Source organism: Nocardia brasiliensis (assembly GCF_042691675.1).
Lineage (GTDB): Bacteria > Actinomycetota > Actinomycetes > Mycobacteriales > Mycobacteriaceae > Nocardia > Nocardia brasiliensis_D.
In genome coordinates, this window is the sequence record NZ_CP170507.1 from 4,956,045 (window position 1) to 4,972,692 (window position 16,648).

Annotated in this window: 14 protein-coding genes; 7 read left to right on the top strand and 7 right to left on the bottom strand. The window is 65.4% G+C overall.

The window, feature by feature from the left end; all coding sequences use genetic code 11:
• Positions 1-80: 80 nt before the first annotated feature.
• The 4 genes from ACFK0J_RS22680 to ACFK0J_RS22695 all read right to left on the bottom strand — a co-directional run bounded on the left by ACFK0J_RS22680 (position 81) and on the right by ACFK0J_RS22695 (position 5,990).
• The gene (locus ACFK0J_RS22680) at positions 81-2,123 is read right to left on the bottom strand and encodes a carbamoyltransferase C-terminal domain-containing protein (RefSeq protein WP_378730397.1); all 2,043 of its coding nucleotides are present in this window, start codon (positions 2,121-2,123) and stop codon (positions 81-83) included.
• A 5-nt stretch (positions 2,124-2,128) separates the two neighbouring features.
• Positions 2,129-2,473, bottom strand: coding sequence for an acyl carrier protein (locus ACFK0J_RS22685; protein WP_378730399.1), 345 nt, complete (start codon positions 2,471-2,473; stop codon positions 2,129-2,131).
• 383 nt (positions 2,474-2,856) lie between these two features.
• Entirely contained in the window at positions 2,857-4,473 is a 1,617-nt protein-coding gene (locus ACFK0J_RS22690) for a carbamoyltransferase (RefSeq protein WP_378730401.1), read from the bottom strand.
• Positions 4,470-5,990, bottom strand: a complete 1,521-nt coding sequence (locus ACFK0J_RS22695; protein ID WP_378730405.1) for an aromatic amino acid ammonia-lyase — start codon at positions 5,988-5,990, stop codon at positions 4,470-4,472. Before ACFK0J_RS22695 ends, ACFK0J_RS22690 begins: the two co-directional genes overlap by 4 nt.
• A gap of 52 nt (positions 5,991-6,042) precedes the next feature.
• On the opposite strand from ACFK0J_RS22695, the gene ACFK0J_RS22700 reads away from it, so the two are divergent.
• From ACFK0J_RS22700 to ACFK0J_RS22710, 3 genes are read left to right on the top strand one after another with little or no spacing between them, the layout of a single operon-like run.
• Positions 6,043-7,047, top strand: a complete 1,005-nt coding sequence (locus ACFK0J_RS22700; RefSeq protein WP_378730408.1) for a polysaccharide biosynthesis protein — start codon at positions 6,043-6,045, stop codon at positions 7,045-7,047.
• Between the two features lie 12 nt (positions 7,048-7,059).
• Positions 7,060-8,379 (top strand): glycosyltransferase, encoded by a 1,320-nt coding sequence (locus ACFK0J_RS22705; RefSeq protein WP_378730411.1) that lies wholly within the window; start codon positions 7,060-7,062, stop codon positions 8,377-8,379.
• Positions 8,376-9,656, top strand: a complete 1,281-nt coding sequence (locus ACFK0J_RS22710) for a glycosyltransferase family 4 protein (RefSeq protein WP_378730413.1) — start codon at positions 8,376-8,378, stop codon at positions 9,654-9,656. The genes ACFK0J_RS22705 and ACFK0J_RS22710 overlap by 4 nt, the downstream gene beginning before the upstream one ends.
• 95 nt (positions 9,657-9,751) lie before the next feature.
• Here ACFK0J_RS22710 and ACFK0J_RS22715 read toward each other — a convergent pair whose 3' ends face one another.
• A complete protein-coding gene (locus ACFK0J_RS22715) occupies positions 9,752-10,051 on the bottom strand; it encodes a hypothetical protein (protein WP_378730415.1) in 300 nt (99 codons plus the stop codon).
• 54 nt (positions 10,052-10,105) lie between these two features.
• Positions 10,106-11,197 carry a DegT/DnrJ/EryC1/StrS family aminotransferase gene (locus tag ACFK0J_RS22720; RefSeq protein WP_378730417.1) on the bottom strand — a complete coding sequence of 364 codons (1,092 nt, stop codon included), beginning with the start codon at positions 11,195-11,197 and terminating at the stop codon, positions 10,106-10,108.
• Between the two features lie 130 nt (positions 11,198-11,327).
• Between ACFK0J_RS22720 and ACFK0J_RS22725 the strand changes: the two genes are divergently transcribed.
• A complete protein-coding gene (locus ACFK0J_RS22725; protein ID WP_378730419.1) occupies positions 11,328-12,389 on the top strand; it encodes a DegT/DnrJ/EryC1/StrS family aminotransferase in 1,062 nt (353 codons plus the stop codon).
• 2 nt (positions 12,390-12,391) lie between these two features.
• On the opposite strand, the gene ACFK0J_RS22730 is transcribed toward ACFK0J_RS22725, so the two are convergent.
• Positions 12,392-13,243: a formyltransferase family protein gene (locus ACFK0J_RS22730; protein ID WP_378730421.1), complete on the bottom strand. Its 852-nt coding sequence runs from the start codon at positions 13,241-13,243 to the stop codon at positions 12,392-12,394.
• A gap of 90 nt (positions 13,244-13,333) precedes the next feature.
• Between ACFK0J_RS22730 and ACFK0J_RS22735 the strand changes: the two genes are divergently transcribed.
• The 3 genes from ACFK0J_RS22735 (at position 13,334) to ACFK0J_RS22745 (ending at position 16,576) form a co-directional block, all read left to right on the top strand.
• Positions 13,334-14,251, top strand: coding sequence for a phytanoyl-CoA dioxygenase family protein (locus tag ACFK0J_RS22735; protein WP_378730425.1), 918 nt, complete (start codon positions 13,334-13,336; stop codon positions 14,249-14,251).
• 4 nt (positions 14,252-14,255) lie between these two features.
• Positions 14,256-16,043, top strand: coding sequence for a carbamoyltransferase (locus ACFK0J_RS22740; RefSeq protein ID WP_378730427.1), 1,788 nt, complete (start codon positions 14,256-14,258; stop codon positions 16,041-16,043).
• Positions 16,044-16,105: 62 nt separating this feature from the next.
• On the top strand, positions 16,106-16,576 hold the full coding sequence (locus tag ACFK0J_RS22745) for an AAA family ATPase (protein ID WP_378730429.1): 471 nt from the start codon (positions 16,106-16,108) through the stop codon (positions 16,574-16,576).
• Positions 16,577-16,648 lie beyond the last annotated feature (72 nt).

Here is a 16,648-nt window from a genome sequence, read left to right on the forward strand (position 1 = left end):
GGTCAGCTTTTCATCGGGCACTAGGGTCTCGGCGAGTTCCGCTTCCACTGAACGTCGGTCTCCTCTGATCTGCGACAGAATCATCGTGTGTTGTGCTGCATCCGGTCGGACACCAGCGGCATCAAGGTGTCCTCGGTTGTTCCGCCGTCGACAAAGCAGCCCTCGAAGGTTCCGCCTGGGCCGAAGGTCGTCTGCAGATGGTCGATGTAGGCGTGCCAGGCCGGGTCGCTGCCGATGGTGCGGTCGGCGAGCGCCCGCAATTTGAGCCGGGCCCGGTCACTGCTGAGCGCGGACGCCAGTTGCGGTGCGCGAGCGATCAACGCCATCAACTCGACACCGATTCCGGACTCCTCGAGCTCGCGCCACAGCGCGTCCCGTGCCTGCTCCTGCCCAGCGAACAGTTCCACCTGACGCGGCCGAGGGCCGACGACCGGCGCTTCGATCACGCCACTGGTCAGCTCGATTCGTCGGCCGTTCAGGTACAGCACCGACACACCTTTGGCGAGGCAGAAGGCGATCGCCTGCGACGCTGTCTGAATGACGGGTTCCCCCTTCGCATTCAGCGAGGTGTTGCACACCATGGGGACACCGGTGCGCTCGGCGAACGCCGTCACCGCGGCGAACAGGCGGGGGTCGTCGGCCTCGGTCAGGCTCTGCAACCGGGCGGTGCCGTCGAGATGGGTGATCGCGGGCACCAGGTCTTGTTTCGCGGCGGCGACCCGGAAGACCTCCAGCATGTACGGCGACCGGCGGTCTCCGTCGAACCATTTCGCGACCTGGTCTTCCAGCACGATCGGCGCGACCGGCCGCCACCACTGCCGGTCCTTGATCTCGTTCAGCCGGTCTTTGCTGGCCTGCCGCCGCGGATCGGCCAGCAGGCTGCGATGGCCGAGGGCTCGCGGGCCGATCTCGCTGGCACCGTCCACCCAGGCCACCGGACCGCGCTCGAGATCGGCGGCAAACCGATCGGCGCTGAATTCGGATAGCTCGGCGATCGCCTCGGCATACTCCTGTCGCGCTTCGTCGAACTCGATCTCCTGCGGTCCGAGGTAGGGCCCCGGAAACACGAACTCCGCCGTGGGCAGCACGCCGTCCGCGTAGAAACCGGCGAGCCCGATGCCCAGCGCCTGCCCGCCGTCGTTCGCGCAGGGCGGGCAGAGCAAGCCGCGGAACCCGAACTCGTCGAGCAGCCGGGAATTGGTAGGACAGTTCAGCGCCGAGCCGCCGCTCATGCCCAGATAGGCCGAACGGGTGTCGATGGCGAACTCCGCCACCAATCGCTCGATATTGCGCACGGCGATGTGTTCGGCTATCTGCTGCACTCGCCACATGACCGCGGTCCGTACGTGCTCCTCGGGTGTGAGTCTGCTGTCTCCGCAGTTGCCGATCACGTTGTCCGCCAACAGCCTGTTGCCCTCGTCCACCGCGGCGGTCAGCACGCGCGTGGCCGTCGCCCAGCCGTTGTCCCTGGCACCGTAGAAGGTCAGCTCGTCGAGCGCGGACTGCGACAGCGCGGGGATCTCGGCACGGCAGGAGCACAGCGAGGTCGCGGCCATCAGCGTGCCCGGCTCCTGGCCGAAGACCATGACGGCGGCCGTGTACAGCAATCCGGGCGATTCGACTGGCCGGATGTGCAATTCGCCGTTCCGGACCACCGCGCCCGAGTACCAGTAGGCCGGAACTCGGTCTTCCAGGACGAAGTCGGGTCCGCCATCGATAGCGAGCGCGACGATCGTTTCCTCGCGGAAGACACGCGAGTCCAACAGCAGCGAAGAGAACAGGTGTCCGATGCTGTGTACCGAGGTGCGGGCATCGTGGGCCAGCTGCCTGATCTTGCCGCTGTCCCCGGCGTCCGGAAGTCCCCAGATGCCGCTGATATCGGCCATGGTCAGGCCTTCGGTCCGCACCAGCGCATCGAACAGCTGGGTCCGTCGCTCCTCGGTGAAGAACGGCCAGACGTGATGCTTGAGACCGCTGATGCGCTCCAGCTCCCAGTAGCGGACCAGCTCGACCCGCTCCCCCTCGCGCCGCCACAGGGCGACGCACTGGTCGTGGCGCTGCCAGTACAGCGAGCCGGGGCCGACGGCGGAGACGTAGGCTGACAAAAAGTGTTCAACGGTCACGTCGATTAGTCCTCAGCCCGCGTGTCCACGAATTTCGCGAGACCGTCCAGGGTCATCCCGCCGATTTCGAACATCTCTTCTTCATCGATCTCGACATCGAATTCTTCCTCGATATCGAGCGCGAGTTCGACCACCATCAGCGAATCCAGGCCGAGGCCACCCTCACCTATCCGGGTATCGGGTCCGGGTGGCGCACCATCGGATGGCCATTCCAGTCCGACGAGGATCATCTTCACCAGCTTGTGCAGGGTAGAAATATCATTTGTCGCTGTCTGGGATTCCACAGGACTCTCCTCCCCCAACTGCCCCGAGTCAGGCAGTTTCCCATCATTGCCGACCAATGCGGACAAGTAAATTCCTCCAGCCATGTCGATGGATTGCGGCTCAGGCGAACAGCTTTCGCGCCGAAGAACCGCCGCCGGGCCGTCTCGGCCATACTGGCCGCCGCAGCATGCGGCAGCAGCCCACTACGTCGGCAACCGCACACTGCGGGATGCGATCCGACTTCGAACGTACCCGTGCGACTCGCGCCTGGTCTTCGAAAGTTTCGCGTAACGCCGAGGGCGGGTTCAACCTCGGAAATTCCGAGGTTGAACGTTCACCCTCGCGGCCGACGCGGTATCCCGAGTAAAGCCGATTGCGGTCGTGTGAACACCTTTGCGCGTTCTCGCTGGTGCCGCCGGACCGGCCGAGTCGGGACCCGGCCGGTGGCCGACGACTCGTTAGATCCCCGTCATCGTTTGGTGACGAAGAAATTGTCGATGACAAGGCAATCGATGTCGCTGCCGAGGAAACAGCCGATCGCGTCGCCAGGGGTTTCGACGATGGGTTCGCTGTCGTTGAACGAGGTGTTCAGCAGGCCGGGCACACCGGTCAGCGCTTCGAATCGAGTGATCAGCTCATGGAACCGAGGGTTCGTCTGCTCGGTGACCGTCTGGTACCTGGCGCTGGCATCGACGTGGGTGGCTGCGACGAACTGGCGGCGCGCCTGTTCGTGGACTTTGCCGTTCATGCACATGTACGTGGACGGCGCGGCCGTATCGAGCACCTCCGTCTGCCGGGCCCCGAGGATGGCGGGAGCGAACGGCCGGAAGCCCTCGCGGTGTTTCACCACGGAGTTGATCCGGTCCTTCATCTCCGGCCTGCTGGGATCGGCCAGGATGCTCCGGTTGCCCAGGGCGCGCGGACCGAATTCCGATCGCCCCTGGAACCAGCCGACGACTCCGCCACCCGCCAGGACGCCCGCGGCCTTGGCACAGACGTCTTCGTCCTCGGTCCAGTCGACCCTGCCCGCTGCCTGGAGGGCGGCCAGCGTCTCGTCGCGGGCATAGCGGCGACCGGTGTAGATCAGCTCCTCCTGGTCGGGCAGCTTTCCGGTGTGCTGGTGATAGCCGTACAGGGCGGCACCGATGGCGGTTCCGCTGTCGCCGGTCGCCCCGTGCAGGTAGTAGTCGCCGAACGGCCCTTCATCGCGAATTCGCTGGTTGGCAACGGAATTGAGGAACACGCCACCACCGACAGCCAGTGCGCTGCGCTCGCTGCGGTGATGCAGATCGTGCACGCGCCGCAGCAACGCTTCCTCCAGAACGGCCTGCACTCCCCTGGCCACATCGGCCTGATGCTTCCACTCTTCCGTCGCGGCCGGCTCGGCCGCGATCAGCCGAGCCAGCTCCGTGCGGGTGGCGTCGTCGAACCGCACCCGGCCGATCGGATCGACCTCGATGATCCGATGGAACTCCTCGACCAGACGCTCGGAGCCGTACGGCGCCAGCCCCATCGTCTTTCCCGCGTCGTGCAGGCCGAAGCCGATGCCCTCGGTGACAAAGGAGTACAGCTCGCCGAGCGAGTGCTCGACGAAGTCGAAGTTCTTCCAGCTGAACGGCCGGTCGGCGTGGACCCGCCGGACCTGGTTGGTCTCGCGGTGGATCAGCCGCGGCACCCGGTCTTCGTCCGTGACGAAGTAGGAGACGGTCTCCGCCTGTCCGTCCCGCATCGAGCCGAACCCGTCCACCACCAGAATCGCTTGCTCCGCGTGTGGCGACAGGTAGCTGACCAAAGCGGCGTGACTGAGGTGGTGATTGATCGGCCGCACTGCGGGAAGCGACCGCAGCGCCCCTCGGTAGACCAGGTCGTTGGCGATCACGAGGTCGACGTCATCGAGGGTCGCGCCGATCTCGCGCAGGCAGTAGTCGACCGAACTCAGCCGCATGTCGGAGACCCGAAGGCGTTCCAGGGAGTGGTGTTTGATGCGCGACAGGCGTTCTTCCTCGACCGCGATCCGCACCTGGCCGTCGACCAGAACACAGGCGCTGAAGTCGTGGGTGGAGCCGCCGATACCGAGAACGATCATCGTTCGGTTCCGGTCTCGTCCGCGCCGAACAACTCCTCGTCGGTCCCGCACTGGCGCTGCGCCTCGGCCCGCAGCAGCTCCCAGACGGCACGGACTTCGGGCGCCAACGGCCGGTCGTCCCCCAGCCGTGGGGTCGCGGCCAGCATGTCCGCCAGCCAGGGCCGGTCGGTGCCCGGACGGTAGTCGGCGATTTGCGCCAGCTGGGCTACGCCGAGTGCGAGTGAGCCGAGCACCAGTTCCGACCGTTGCAGTTGGCGGGCCACCCGCAGGGCACCCATCAGGGCCATCGGCACAACGTCCTGGTTGTCGAGGTTCGTGGGTACCGGTGTGGTCGTCGCGGGTGCGCTGAGCTGCCTGATCTCGGCCAGGAAGGCGGTCGCCGCCAGCTGCACCCCGGCCAGTCCGCTCGTCGCGCCCGGCCGGGCGGCCAACAGCGGGGGGCGCCCGCCGTTGCTCGTCGGGTTCAGGATCAGCGCGAGCTGGCGTTCGGCCATGAAGGCGATCTGATGCAGCAGGGTGGCGTGCTGATCGGAGACCAGTCCGGCCGTGATCGCGTAGAAGTTGCCCGCGTGGAAGATGCCGTCGGCGCTGACGATGGGGTTGTCCGAGCAGCCCGCGCGCTCGCGGCCCAGCATGAGCGAGAACGCGTCGAGGAAGTCGAGCACGGATCCGACGATCTGCGGCGCGCACCGCAGTGAGTACGGCTCTTGGAGTTGGCGCGCGGAACTGCCGTCCCGCGGCTCGGTGATCTGGGCGCGGATCCAGGTGGCGGCCAGGGCATGTCCTGGCGAGCCGCCCCGGGCCTGCCCCACCACCTGGTGGTAGGCCTCGGTATTGGCATGGAGCAGGTCGGCGATCACGCCGGTCAGCGTGGCGGCGATCCAGCACTGTTCGCGGAGGCTGGCTTGGTTGCGCAGCGTGGCGGCCAGGCTCGCGCTCGTGCCGTTGACGAACGCGAGGGCCTCCCGGGCGCCCCAGGTGATCGGTTCCAGCCCGAGCTGACGCAATCGCAGGTCCGCGGGCACCTGCACCGGCGGGTCCGAATCCAGGTCCCAGGCAAGGCCTTTCCCGGACATCGCGCTGGCCGCGTGGGCCAGCGGGATGAGGTCGCCGCTCGCGCTGACGCTGCCCAGCGAGGGCACGACCGGGACGAACCCGGATCGCGGCAAGTTGACGATTTCTTCCCAACGCTCCGGGTCGATGCCGGAGTATCCGCGCGTCATCCCGCGCAGCCGCAGGTCGAGCATCAACCGCGTGGTCTCGATGTCGAGGTCGTCACCTTGTCCGGCGGACAGGTGCGAGATCAGGCCGAGACCGTGCCTGTTGGCATCGGTGTCGGCTTCGAATTCGGCCAGCGGACCGAAGCCTCTGGAGACACCGTAAATCGGTGCTTCGGTATCGAGCGCAGCCGACAAAACTTCGCAGCTGCGCTTCATTCGCTCACGAGCGGTATCATCCAATCCGTAGAATTCCGGGGGACGATGCGATGTCCATTCACCCATTTGGGATGCAACCATGGAAACCAATGTGCATGGCCAGAGAAAACATAGTCAAGGGATACAGATGAGGGTGGATGACGTTCTGAAAATGCAGCTGAACGGTCACCGGCAGTACGCGAATCACATCAGATCAGTGCCCGTCGATTTCGGTATATTGGCGGGCAAGCGCGTATTCGTGACCGGCGCGGGCGGCTCGATCGGTTCGGCGTTCTGCCGTGCCGTGGCCACGATGCCCGCCGCCGAGCTCGTCATGCTCGACCGGGACGACTCAGCGCTGCACGCGTTGCAGCTGAGTCTTGCTGACCTGCAATGCATTCCCGCGCAGACCTACTACCTGCGCGACATCTGCGACGAGGACGCACTCAGCGAGGTCTTCCAGCGCGAGCGACCCGAGGTGGTCGTCCACGCGGCCGCCCTCAAACATGTGCCACTGCTCGAGCAGCACCCGTCCGAGGCGTACCGCGTCAATGTGCTCGGCACTCGGACGGCATTGTCCACGGCCGCGAAATGCGGTACCGAGATCTTTGTGAATGTCTCCACCGACAAAGCGTCCAACCCTACGTCGGTGCTCGGCATCACCAAACGACTGAGTGAACGTTTGACCTCACATTTCGGCGCCACCTACAATCGCCGTTTTGCCAACGTCAGATTCGGCAATGTGCTGGGCAGTCGTGGTTCATTCCTGCCGACGTTCGTCGAAAAGATCGAGAACAACAAACCGCTGCTTGTCACGCACGCGGATGTGACCCGCTTTCTCATGAGCATGGACGACGCGGTCAAGCTGATCGTGCTCGCGGCCGAGCACGGCCGAAGCGGCGAAACCCTGCTCGCCGATATGGGCGAGCAGGTCCGCATCCTCGACGTCGCACACACGCTGATCGATCACGCGGGCTCGAACCTGCCCGTCGAGATCGTCGGGCTGCGACCGGGCGAGAAACTGCACGAGGACTACCTCGACGACTCCGAGTCGCCGGTGCGTGACGTGGTGACGAACGGTTTGGTCAGGGTCCGCGTGGAGCCGCTCGACCCGGCCTCGGTGCGGTTCGAGGACTTCCTGCAAGCGAGCAAGTTCTGAGAGGCCGAAGCGATGACCATCCGGATTGGCGTGCACTTCATTCGGCGCCGCATCCTGCGCGCCGCCGAGAAGTACGGCGGGCCGGCCGCGCACAGCAGCGTCTTCCGCTGTGCCCAGGGATTCGACGCCCTCAGCGCGGCGCCGGCGGGTAAGGACACCGTCTTCGAGGCGTGGGACGAGCGAGAACCGGCCGACGACTTCGTCGGCCGGGTCGACGTCTTGGTCGGCATCCCGGACATCCGCCTGTTGAATGCCCGGGACCGCGCCCGGCACCGGCCGCCCTATTTGGCGCTGGTCATGGGCGACGCGACGCGGGCGGTCCCCTGGCGCGTGGCCCTCATGCGGCGGTTCCAGTCGAACGACACACTCGTCTGTAGTTGCTCCGCCGATCGCGAGATCTTGCGGACGTTTCTCGACGCACCGTGGGAATCCAGCGTGGACGTCGCTCCGATGCCGACTGATCTGGGGCTCTTCCTGCCGAGCGGACCGGCGCCGACGGCGCTGACCGAGGCGCTGGCGGGCTTCGACCCGCGGCGTCCGGTGATCCTGAGCGCGGAGCGGATGAAACCGGAAAAGGGTGTGCACCACATCGTTCCGCTGGCCGCCTGGCTTCGCGATCACGGCCATCGCCCGGTGCTGGTGTTCCTGCACGCCGCGGCGGGCGCGGCGAAGACGGCGTATCAAGCCGAACTCGAGGCGTCGCTCGCAGCGGCCCAGCTGACCGACGCCGCGGTCTTCCTGCCGTTTCTGGATGCCCGCGGACTCGCCGCGGCGTATGCCAGGGCGACGTTCGTGGTGTCGGCGTCCACGATCTACGACAACAACTTCGGCTACGTCCCGATCGAATCGCAGGTCGCCAGAACGCCACCCATCGTCGCCGACTGGGGTGGCTACCGCGACAGCGTGCTGCACGGCCGGACCGGCGTGCATATGCCGACCACCGTCCAGCTCGACGGCAGTGTCACCGTCGACTGGCTACCGGCGGCCCGCGCCGCCGCCGACTTGCTCGCCGATCCGGAGCAGTACGACCGGACCACCGAGGCGGGGTGGCGGCATGTGCAGGACCGGTTCTCGATCGAGGCGTCGCTGCGGATCTACTCCGCGCTCGCCATGACCGCGCTGGAGCGAGACATCGAGGCGGCACCCGCTTGGCGGATCAACGAGCTCGGGCAACACGCGATCGATATCGGCTGGACCGACCAGACCGATACCCCGGACCGCACCGGCCGCCAGCGGTGGCGCGACCTCGGCCGCGCCGCGGATTACGACGCCATCCACCAGCTGATCTACGGAAAGTACGCCACCCACTCGAAGGTGATGAGCCCAGCATGACCCAAGACAAAACCCCCACCGCGGTACTCGACCAGTTCGGCTTCCCGGCACGGTGGTCGGTGCACACCCGGCGCGAGATCCGCCGCGTCGCCCGGGTATTCGACGCGCTGTCCCCGGTGGACCGGCTACGCCTCGCCGAGGGCCGCCACGCCGCCGACGCCCTGATCGGCGACCGAGCCGATCCGGGGCCGGTCACCACCTCGTCGGTCCCGAACCGAAGAGTCGTGCTCGTCCTGCCCTTTCCCATCCAGACGGGCGGCATGCGCGTGCAACTCGAGCTGGCGAAGATGCTGGGCGAGGAAGGCGCCGAGGTGCATGTCCGCCAGGTCCGGGGCGAGGACTGCCTGGACGAGAAGTACGACAAGTACGGTTTCGCCTCCCGTGCGCCGCTGGCGGACCCGCGCTCACTGGCCGACGCGCTACGTGAACTGGCACCGGCAACGCTGTTGGTCGGCTGCTGGATCGACTACTTCGCCGCACTGGAATCCGGCGCGGGCCCGGTGATCGGATACTCCGCGGGCGAGCCGACCTTGCGCAAAGAACCCGACGGATTCGACCGCGACTTCATCGACTTCGCGTTCCGGATGCACCAGTTGCCGGTGACGTTGTGGGCCGGATCCCAGTCCATGGTGAACATCTTCGAGCAGCGCTTTCACCGTGCGGCCGAACTGATTTCGGTCCCGATCGCGAGCGAGATGTTCGACCAGGACTGCACGCCGGCGCCACAACCGCCGTTCCGCGTCATCGTGGTCGGCCCCGAGCACGTGACCACCAAGGGCATACCCGGTGCGCTACAGGCGCTTTCGTCACTGCGCGAGGAGGGCGTCCACATTGTGTGGGTATCGCCGGGCCCGCCATCGGAGCAGCTCGCGAACCTCGTCGACGAGCTGCGTATCGGGCTGAACGCCACGGAGGTGGCGGCGGCCATCGGTTCCTGCCACGCGTTGGTGTTCCCCAGCAGAGTCGAGGGTCTCGGCAATCCCCCGTTGGAAGCGATGGCCCTCGGTGTCCCCGCGGTGCTCTGCCCGAATGGCGGTTCGGCGGAATACGCGATGCCGGAACGGAATTGCCTGCAGGTCCCCTTCGGCGACGCCGACAGCCTGCGCGCGGCGGTCCGCCGACTGCGCGATGAGCCCACCCTCGCGACCCGGCTCCGAACCGCGGGCTTCAGCACGGCCGAGCGCTACCGTCCGGAAAACATCCAGCGGATCGTCCGTGAGTTCATGGCCACCAAGTTCGAACACCTGCCGTTCGTCCCGCTCAACGAATCGAACTGACCGTGTTCGGGCGTCCCGTCGTGCCGCGCTCGACGGGACGCCCGAATCGGTTGGCAGCACCCGCCCGTCCCGGCGCCTCGGTGCTGCCCGGATACCTACTCCGGCAACGGCTCCGGACACGCTTTCAGGCGAAGTCCGGCCCGCCGATGCCGTCGATCTCGCCCGTCGACCTCACGCAGGGCGTAGGTGGCGACCGTCACGGCAGCGCGAGCACAGCCGAGAATCCCTCTCGCCGTGGACGATTCGGGTTGATTGAGCATCGCCACGCCATCCATCGCGCAGCGCACGAGATGTGTCGCCGCCGAGGCCAACGGATCGTCTGCCGGGGCGCTCGCCAACTTCTCGTACGCGGTACGGAGCAAATCCTCCGCCTCCACGAAAGAACCCCCAGACATATCCCACTCTTTCCGTCTCGTACGACCAGTGCTGTGGTGGCTCGGGGCGTTTGCTCACCCCTTGGGCGCGGTCAGCTCGTTCACCTCGCGAGCCACCCGGAGCAGATCCTCCCGGCCGAGCGCCGGGAAGATCGGCAGCGCGAACATCGTGCTGGAGACCGCGTCGGTGACGGGCAGGTCGACGGGGGCCTGCAGCGGGGCGAGGCGGTGACAGGGCACCGGGTAGTAGGCACCGGTCCCCACCTGCCGGTTGCGGAGTTCCTCGCGTACCTGGTCCCGATCGACCCCCTCGGGTACCCGAACGCTGTACTGGTGGAAGACATGCTCGACATTCGGGCCTACCGAGGGCACCCGCACATTCGTCAGCTCCGCGGAATACTGCTTGGCAATGTTACGACGCTGCTCGTTCCATCCGGCCAGGCTTTGCAATTGCACTCTGCCGATCGCGGCAGCGGCCTCGGTCATTCGATTGTTGAAGCCGACGATCTCGTGGTCGTACGCTTTTCGAGCGCCCTGATTGCGCAACAGCCTTGCCTTTTCCACCAGGGCAGAGTCGCCGGAAACGATCATTCCGCCTTCGCCGGTGGTCATGTTCTTCGTCGGATAGAAGCTGAATGCGCCGAACGTGCCGAAACTGCCGACCGGGCGGCCGCGCCAGGTCGCGCCGTGCGCCTGGCAGGCATCCTCGAACAACGCGATACCCGCACCCTCGGCCAGCGAGACCAATTCATCCATATCGGCCGGGTGACCGAAGAGGTGCACCACCAGAATGGCTGCGGTACGCGGCCCGATCAACGCCCGCACTGATTCCGGAGAAGCGCAGTAGGTTTTCTCGTCGATATCGCAATAGACCGGCTGAGCCCCCGCCAAGCGCACCGCATTGGCTGTACCCGCATAGGTGAACGATGGCACGATGACCTCGTCACCGGGACCGATACCAGCAGCCAGCAAACCGAGATGGAGCGCGCTCGTGCCAGAGTTCACGGCCACGCAACTCCGGTCGGCGACAACAGCTTTCGAGAACTCGTTCTCGAAAGCTCCGACCTCCTCGCCCTGCACGAGCTTGCCGCTGCGCAGTACCCGATCCACCGCACGACGCTCGGCCTCGCCGATCGTTACCAGGGTCTGCGGAACAGGGTTGGTCATCTCGCTCCTCCATAACATTGCCACCATCGAACAGTGTGCTATTTGTGAATAACTGATGGATAGATAAGGATTTCGTCTCATGTCATTGTCGAAGCCGCCACAGTTCCGAATCCGGTTCGCGCAGCCAATCATGGGAGAACCGGAGCTGCAAGCCGTACAACGAGTGCTGTCATCGGGGTTCCTCACTAACGGTCCGGAAACCGCGGCATTCGAGGAAGAATTCGCGCGAGTCCACGCGGTGCCATACGCCGTGGCAATGGCGAACGGAACAGTCGCGTTGACCGCGATGCTGCTCGCCCACGGAATAGGGCCGGGCGACGAGGTTATCGTGCCCTCGTTCACTTTTCTTTCGACGGCGACTGCCGTCGTACACGCCGGCGCGCGCCCGGTATTCGCAGAAGTGCACGCCGACATCCTGAACATCGACGCCGATCACGTAGCCGCGCTGATCACCGCACGGACCAAGGCGGTCATCGCGGTGCACTATGCGGGCCAAGCCGCCGACATGGCCGAACTGCGCGCCCTGACCGACCGGGCCGGGATCCTGCTGCTCGAAGACGCGGCGGAAGCCCACGGCGCGAGCTATCGAGGCCGCCCCGTCGGCGGTCTGGCCGACGGCGCCATGTTCAGTTTCACCCCGACGAAGAACATCACCATGGGCGAGGGCGGCATGGTGACCACCCACGACCCGGACTACGCCCGACGCCTGCGACAGCTGCGTAACCACGGTGTCGCCGATGACGGCACGCCTCGAACCTCGATCGGTTACAACTGGCGAATGACGGAAATGCAGGCGGCGATCGGTCGAGTGCAGGTGACCAGACTCCGCGACATCATCGAGCGCAAGCAGGCCAACGCGGAGTTTCTGGCCGCTCACCTGCGCGACGCCGACGTCCTCTTTCCGCCCAACCGCCCCGACCGAACAGCGACCTACATGATGCTGACCCTTCGTTCGAGCACGCGCCGCGACGCGATCGTGCAGGGTCTGCGCGACCGTGGCATCGAAGCTCGGGTGTACTTCCCACCAGCCCACCTCGACACGGTGTTCGCCGCCGACAACGTCACACTGCCGCGCACCGAAGAGGTCGCGAACACTGTCTTCTCCATCCCCTGCCATGCGGAGCTGACCGAGGACGACCTAGCGCTGATCGCGAAGGAGATCACCGCACTAGCCCCGCGCCACGCGGCCTGAGGTCAGGCCGACCATTCCTCGGTGGCGTACTCCAGGCAGACGAAGCCGTCGGCACACGAGACCACCGCCGCCTGCTTCGTCTCCGCGGCAATCGCGCCGATCTCGCCGCCGGGCAGCCCATGTGGCAGCAAGTACGCGTTGCGCACCGGCCTGCCGCGGAAGGTGGGCAGTTGGAAACCTGGGAAGGTCATGGCCAGGCATTCGGCGCGGACCTCCGCCGCGGGCCGCGCGAAATCGGTGATCTCGGCTTGCGTGAAGTCCACATCCGCGCGCCGATGGGCGGGTTCGCCGGGGTCCTGCTGCGGCCGCGCCGTGTAACTGCCCTCGATCAGGGCCCGGGCCTGTGCGGTCAACAATTCGAACGCGTGATCATGGAACATCTCGAATAGATCACCCGCGGCGGTGAATTCGGGCAGCGGAAAAGACCGCGCGGCGATGATCGGCCCCGCGTCCACACCCTTGGTCAACTCGTGCAACGTCACACCGACCGTCTGCTCCCGACCGGCGATCGGCCAATAGCAAGGGAGGCTGCCGCGGTGGCGTGGCAGCAACGCGAAATGGAGATTCACCGCCCGCGCTCCCCCGAGGTCCGCGATCCGAATGAGCGTCGGATATTGCAGGGACACCAACAGATCCGCGGAATCCAAACCGAGCGCGGCGATGGTGTCGTAGATCGGCCAGCCATTGGCTCGGGCCGCACGGCGTAGCGATGGCCGCCAACCATCCGTGCCGTCATCGTCTGTCGACGGCACGCACACGAGTTCGGCGCTGCGGCATGTCATATGCGCGAGCAGGCTGAACAGATGGGCTCCACGGACAGCCAGTCGACCACGGCCTGCGATGACAATCTTCATTGTGCGCCTTGTCTTTCCGTGTCGATGATTGATCACTTGCGGCATTTTCTTCGCGGATGGAACGATACAACAACGAAAGGAGACACAGCTATGGATGGGGCTCTGACTGCCGAGCAAATCGAGCTATACGAGCGAAATGGTTTGCTGGTCCTCGAGAATGTGGTCTCGCAGAAAGCTCGCGACCGAGTCGCCGAAGTTTTCCAGAGGATCGTCGACGAGTATGCTCTCGAATTGGTCGACAGCGGCGAACTTTCGCGCCTGTACGACGAATTGCCGTTCGAGCAGCGGTGGGCCGCGATCCGAGCGGAGGTGCCGGCCTCCAGGCCGATCGTCTGGCGCCGAATCCTCATCGATCCCGCCGTCTACCAGCTGTGGTTCGAGCCGGGCCTACTCGGTGCGGCACAATCGATTCTCGGCCCGGAAATCCGCGCCTACCACCTGTTCAACGGCAGGCCGCGCGAACCGCACGATCCCAGCCAAACCATCGACTGGCATCAAGACGCCTTCAATTGTGACGACTGGAGTGCCGACGACAGCCGAATCCTGACCTTCTGGATTCCGCTGGTGCCCGTGGGTATCGAATCCGGCTGTCTCGCCGTCGTACCCGGCTCGCATAAGCAGGGCGTACTGCCGAAGAGCACCGACGAATTCGGTATCACCACACTCCGGGACGCACCCGAATTCACCACGGAACCGATATCGGTACCGATGCGGCCGGGCGACGCGCTGATGTTCAACGAACTCGTCCTGCACCGCTCCCTCGACAACATCTCCGACCGGGTCCGCTGGAGCGTCGATATCCGGTTCTCCGCCAACGAGCCCGCGCATCAGGCCAAGGCCCCGGGCGGTTTCCGCGTTTCCTCCGAGCACGAGCCGCCGGAGACCTTCGAGGAGTGGGTTGCCAAATGGGATCGCAAGTCCGGCGTCATGCGGCGCCACCTCCGCCGACTGGATCTGTACGCCCGTTCGCTCAGCCCACAGGAAAGACGAGACGTCCAAAGCTACTGACGCCATGATGATTTCACATACGCACGCCGAGCCCGCACCCGTACCGGACCGCCTCTACCTCGGCATCATGACCGGACCGCACGATCCGTCGGCGGCCATCGTCCAGGACGGCCGAGTGCTGGCGCTCGCCGACGAGGAACGCTTCATTCGACACAAGCACGCGTTCGGCATCTACCCGATCAATGCGATCCGGTACTGCTTGGAAGCGGCGAAGGCCGACCTGTCCGATGTCCATCGAATCGCAATGCCCTGGGATGTAACCGGATACAGCGATGGCCGTATCGCCGCCTTCTACCAGCGCATGAATGAAACCTGGCCGGTCGACGCCGCGACGAGCCGCTGGCAGCACAAGCAGTTGTCCACGTTCAATCGGGACAGCCTGCGGGAACTGCATCGGCGCGAACTCGGCCGCACCTTCGGCGTGGAGGCCATTCCCGAGATCGTCGGAACCGGACACCATTTCACCCACGCGTTCCAGGCCGCGCACGAAAGCCCGTATGGCGACGCGGTCGTACTCGTCCTCGACGGCTCCGGCGACACGCACACCGGAACCGTCTGGTTGAAAACGGGAGCGGCGCTGGAGCTGATTCGAGAGATCGAGATCCCGCACTCACTCGGCTGGTTCTATGCCGCGATCACCGAGTATCTCGGGTTCGATTCGTCCGACGGCGAGTACAAGGTGATGGGCCTGGCCTCGCACGGCAGGCCGGATTCCGGACTGGACACGCTCGTCAGCGCGGTGCTGCACCCGGCCGACAACGGTATCGACTACCGCGTCGCACCCGAGTACATCCACTACGGCCCGCACACGTACTCCGGTCGGTTCACCGATCGGCTGGCCGAGTTGTTCGGACGCCCGCCGAGGTCTCGCGTGGCACCGGTTGAACCGTGGCACCAGGATCTCGCCCTCGCCGCACAGATCGCCACGGAGCAGGCGGCATGCCGACTCGTGTCCTGGGCCGTACGGGAAACCGGCGTCAGCACAGTGTGTCTCGGCGGCGGCGTCGCGATGAACGTCAAGATGAACGCCAGAATCGCCATGTTGCCCGAGGTGGATCGTGTTTTCGCCCATCCGGGATGCGCGGACAACGGCGCGGCGGCCGGGGCGGCGCTGGTTGCCTGCCATGCCGACGCCAACACGCTGCCGAAACCGTTGGGCTCCATGGCACTCGGTCCCGCCTATTCGACTGCCACGATCGAGAGCACGCTGCGCAACGTGCAGGCGGAGTTCGAGTTCGTCGACGACCCGGCACCGGTGATCGCGCGCGAGCTCGCACGGGGTTCGGTAATCGGCTGGTTCGCCGGGCGGATGGAGGCCGGGGCCCGTGCCCTCGGGCATCGAAGTATCCTCGCCGATCCGCGGACACCGGAGATGCGCGATCGAGTCAACGCGGTGATCAAGCATCGCGAGCCGTGGCGACCGTTCGCCCCCTCGATTCCCGAGGAGCACGCGGACAGCTACACCGATCACGGCGGTGACGCGCGGTTCATGATGATGGCCTTCACCGCGAACGAGCACCTGCGCACCGACGCGCCCGCGGTGGTCCACGTCGACGGGACATCCCGGATCCACCGGGTCGTACAAGCCGACAATCCCGCCTTCCACCGCCTGCTCACCGAGTTCGGCAACCTGACCGGCGTGCCCGTCCTACTGAACACGTCCTTCAATGTCGCGGGAGAACCGATAGTCTGCACTCCGCTCGATGCGCTGCGCACCTTCCACGCGTCGGGCATGGACATCCTGGTCATGGAGAATTTCATTATCCGGAAATCCGCACCGCAACTACTTTGACCATCCGAGATCTGTTCTCGGTGGTGATGTTTCGCGACCAACCCGAGTGCTACCCTTCCGGCATGCCGAAGATACTTGTCACGGGAATGTCGGGGACGGGAAAGTCGACAGTTCTAGAAAAGCTCGGTGAGCGTGGTCACCGCGTTGTGGATACGGATACCGACGAGTGGTGTCGCTGGGTAACGGAGGAGGATGGTGGGACCGACTGGATTTGGCGCGAAGAGGCAATTGAGAAATTGCTGGCAGACCATGAACAAGGCATGCTATTCGTGTCCGGTTGCAAGTCGAACCAGGCCGACTTCTACGATTCGTTCGATCACGTGGTCCTGCTGAGCGCACCAGTCGACGTGATGCTCAGCCGTATTGCCAGCCGGACCAACAACCCGTACGGCAAGAGCGATGAAGAACGTCAGATGATCCTCGAGCATCAGCGATTCATCGAGCCGCTGCTGCGCAAGAGCGCCACCCTCGAAATAGACACCACGGCACCGGTCGACGACGTCGTCCGCGAACTGGAAAAGCTTTCCGCCTGAATCGATCAGGTTGATTCGAGGATCGTGCGGGGCAGCTGCTGCCCCGCACGATCCGGACAAATGGCAGTCATG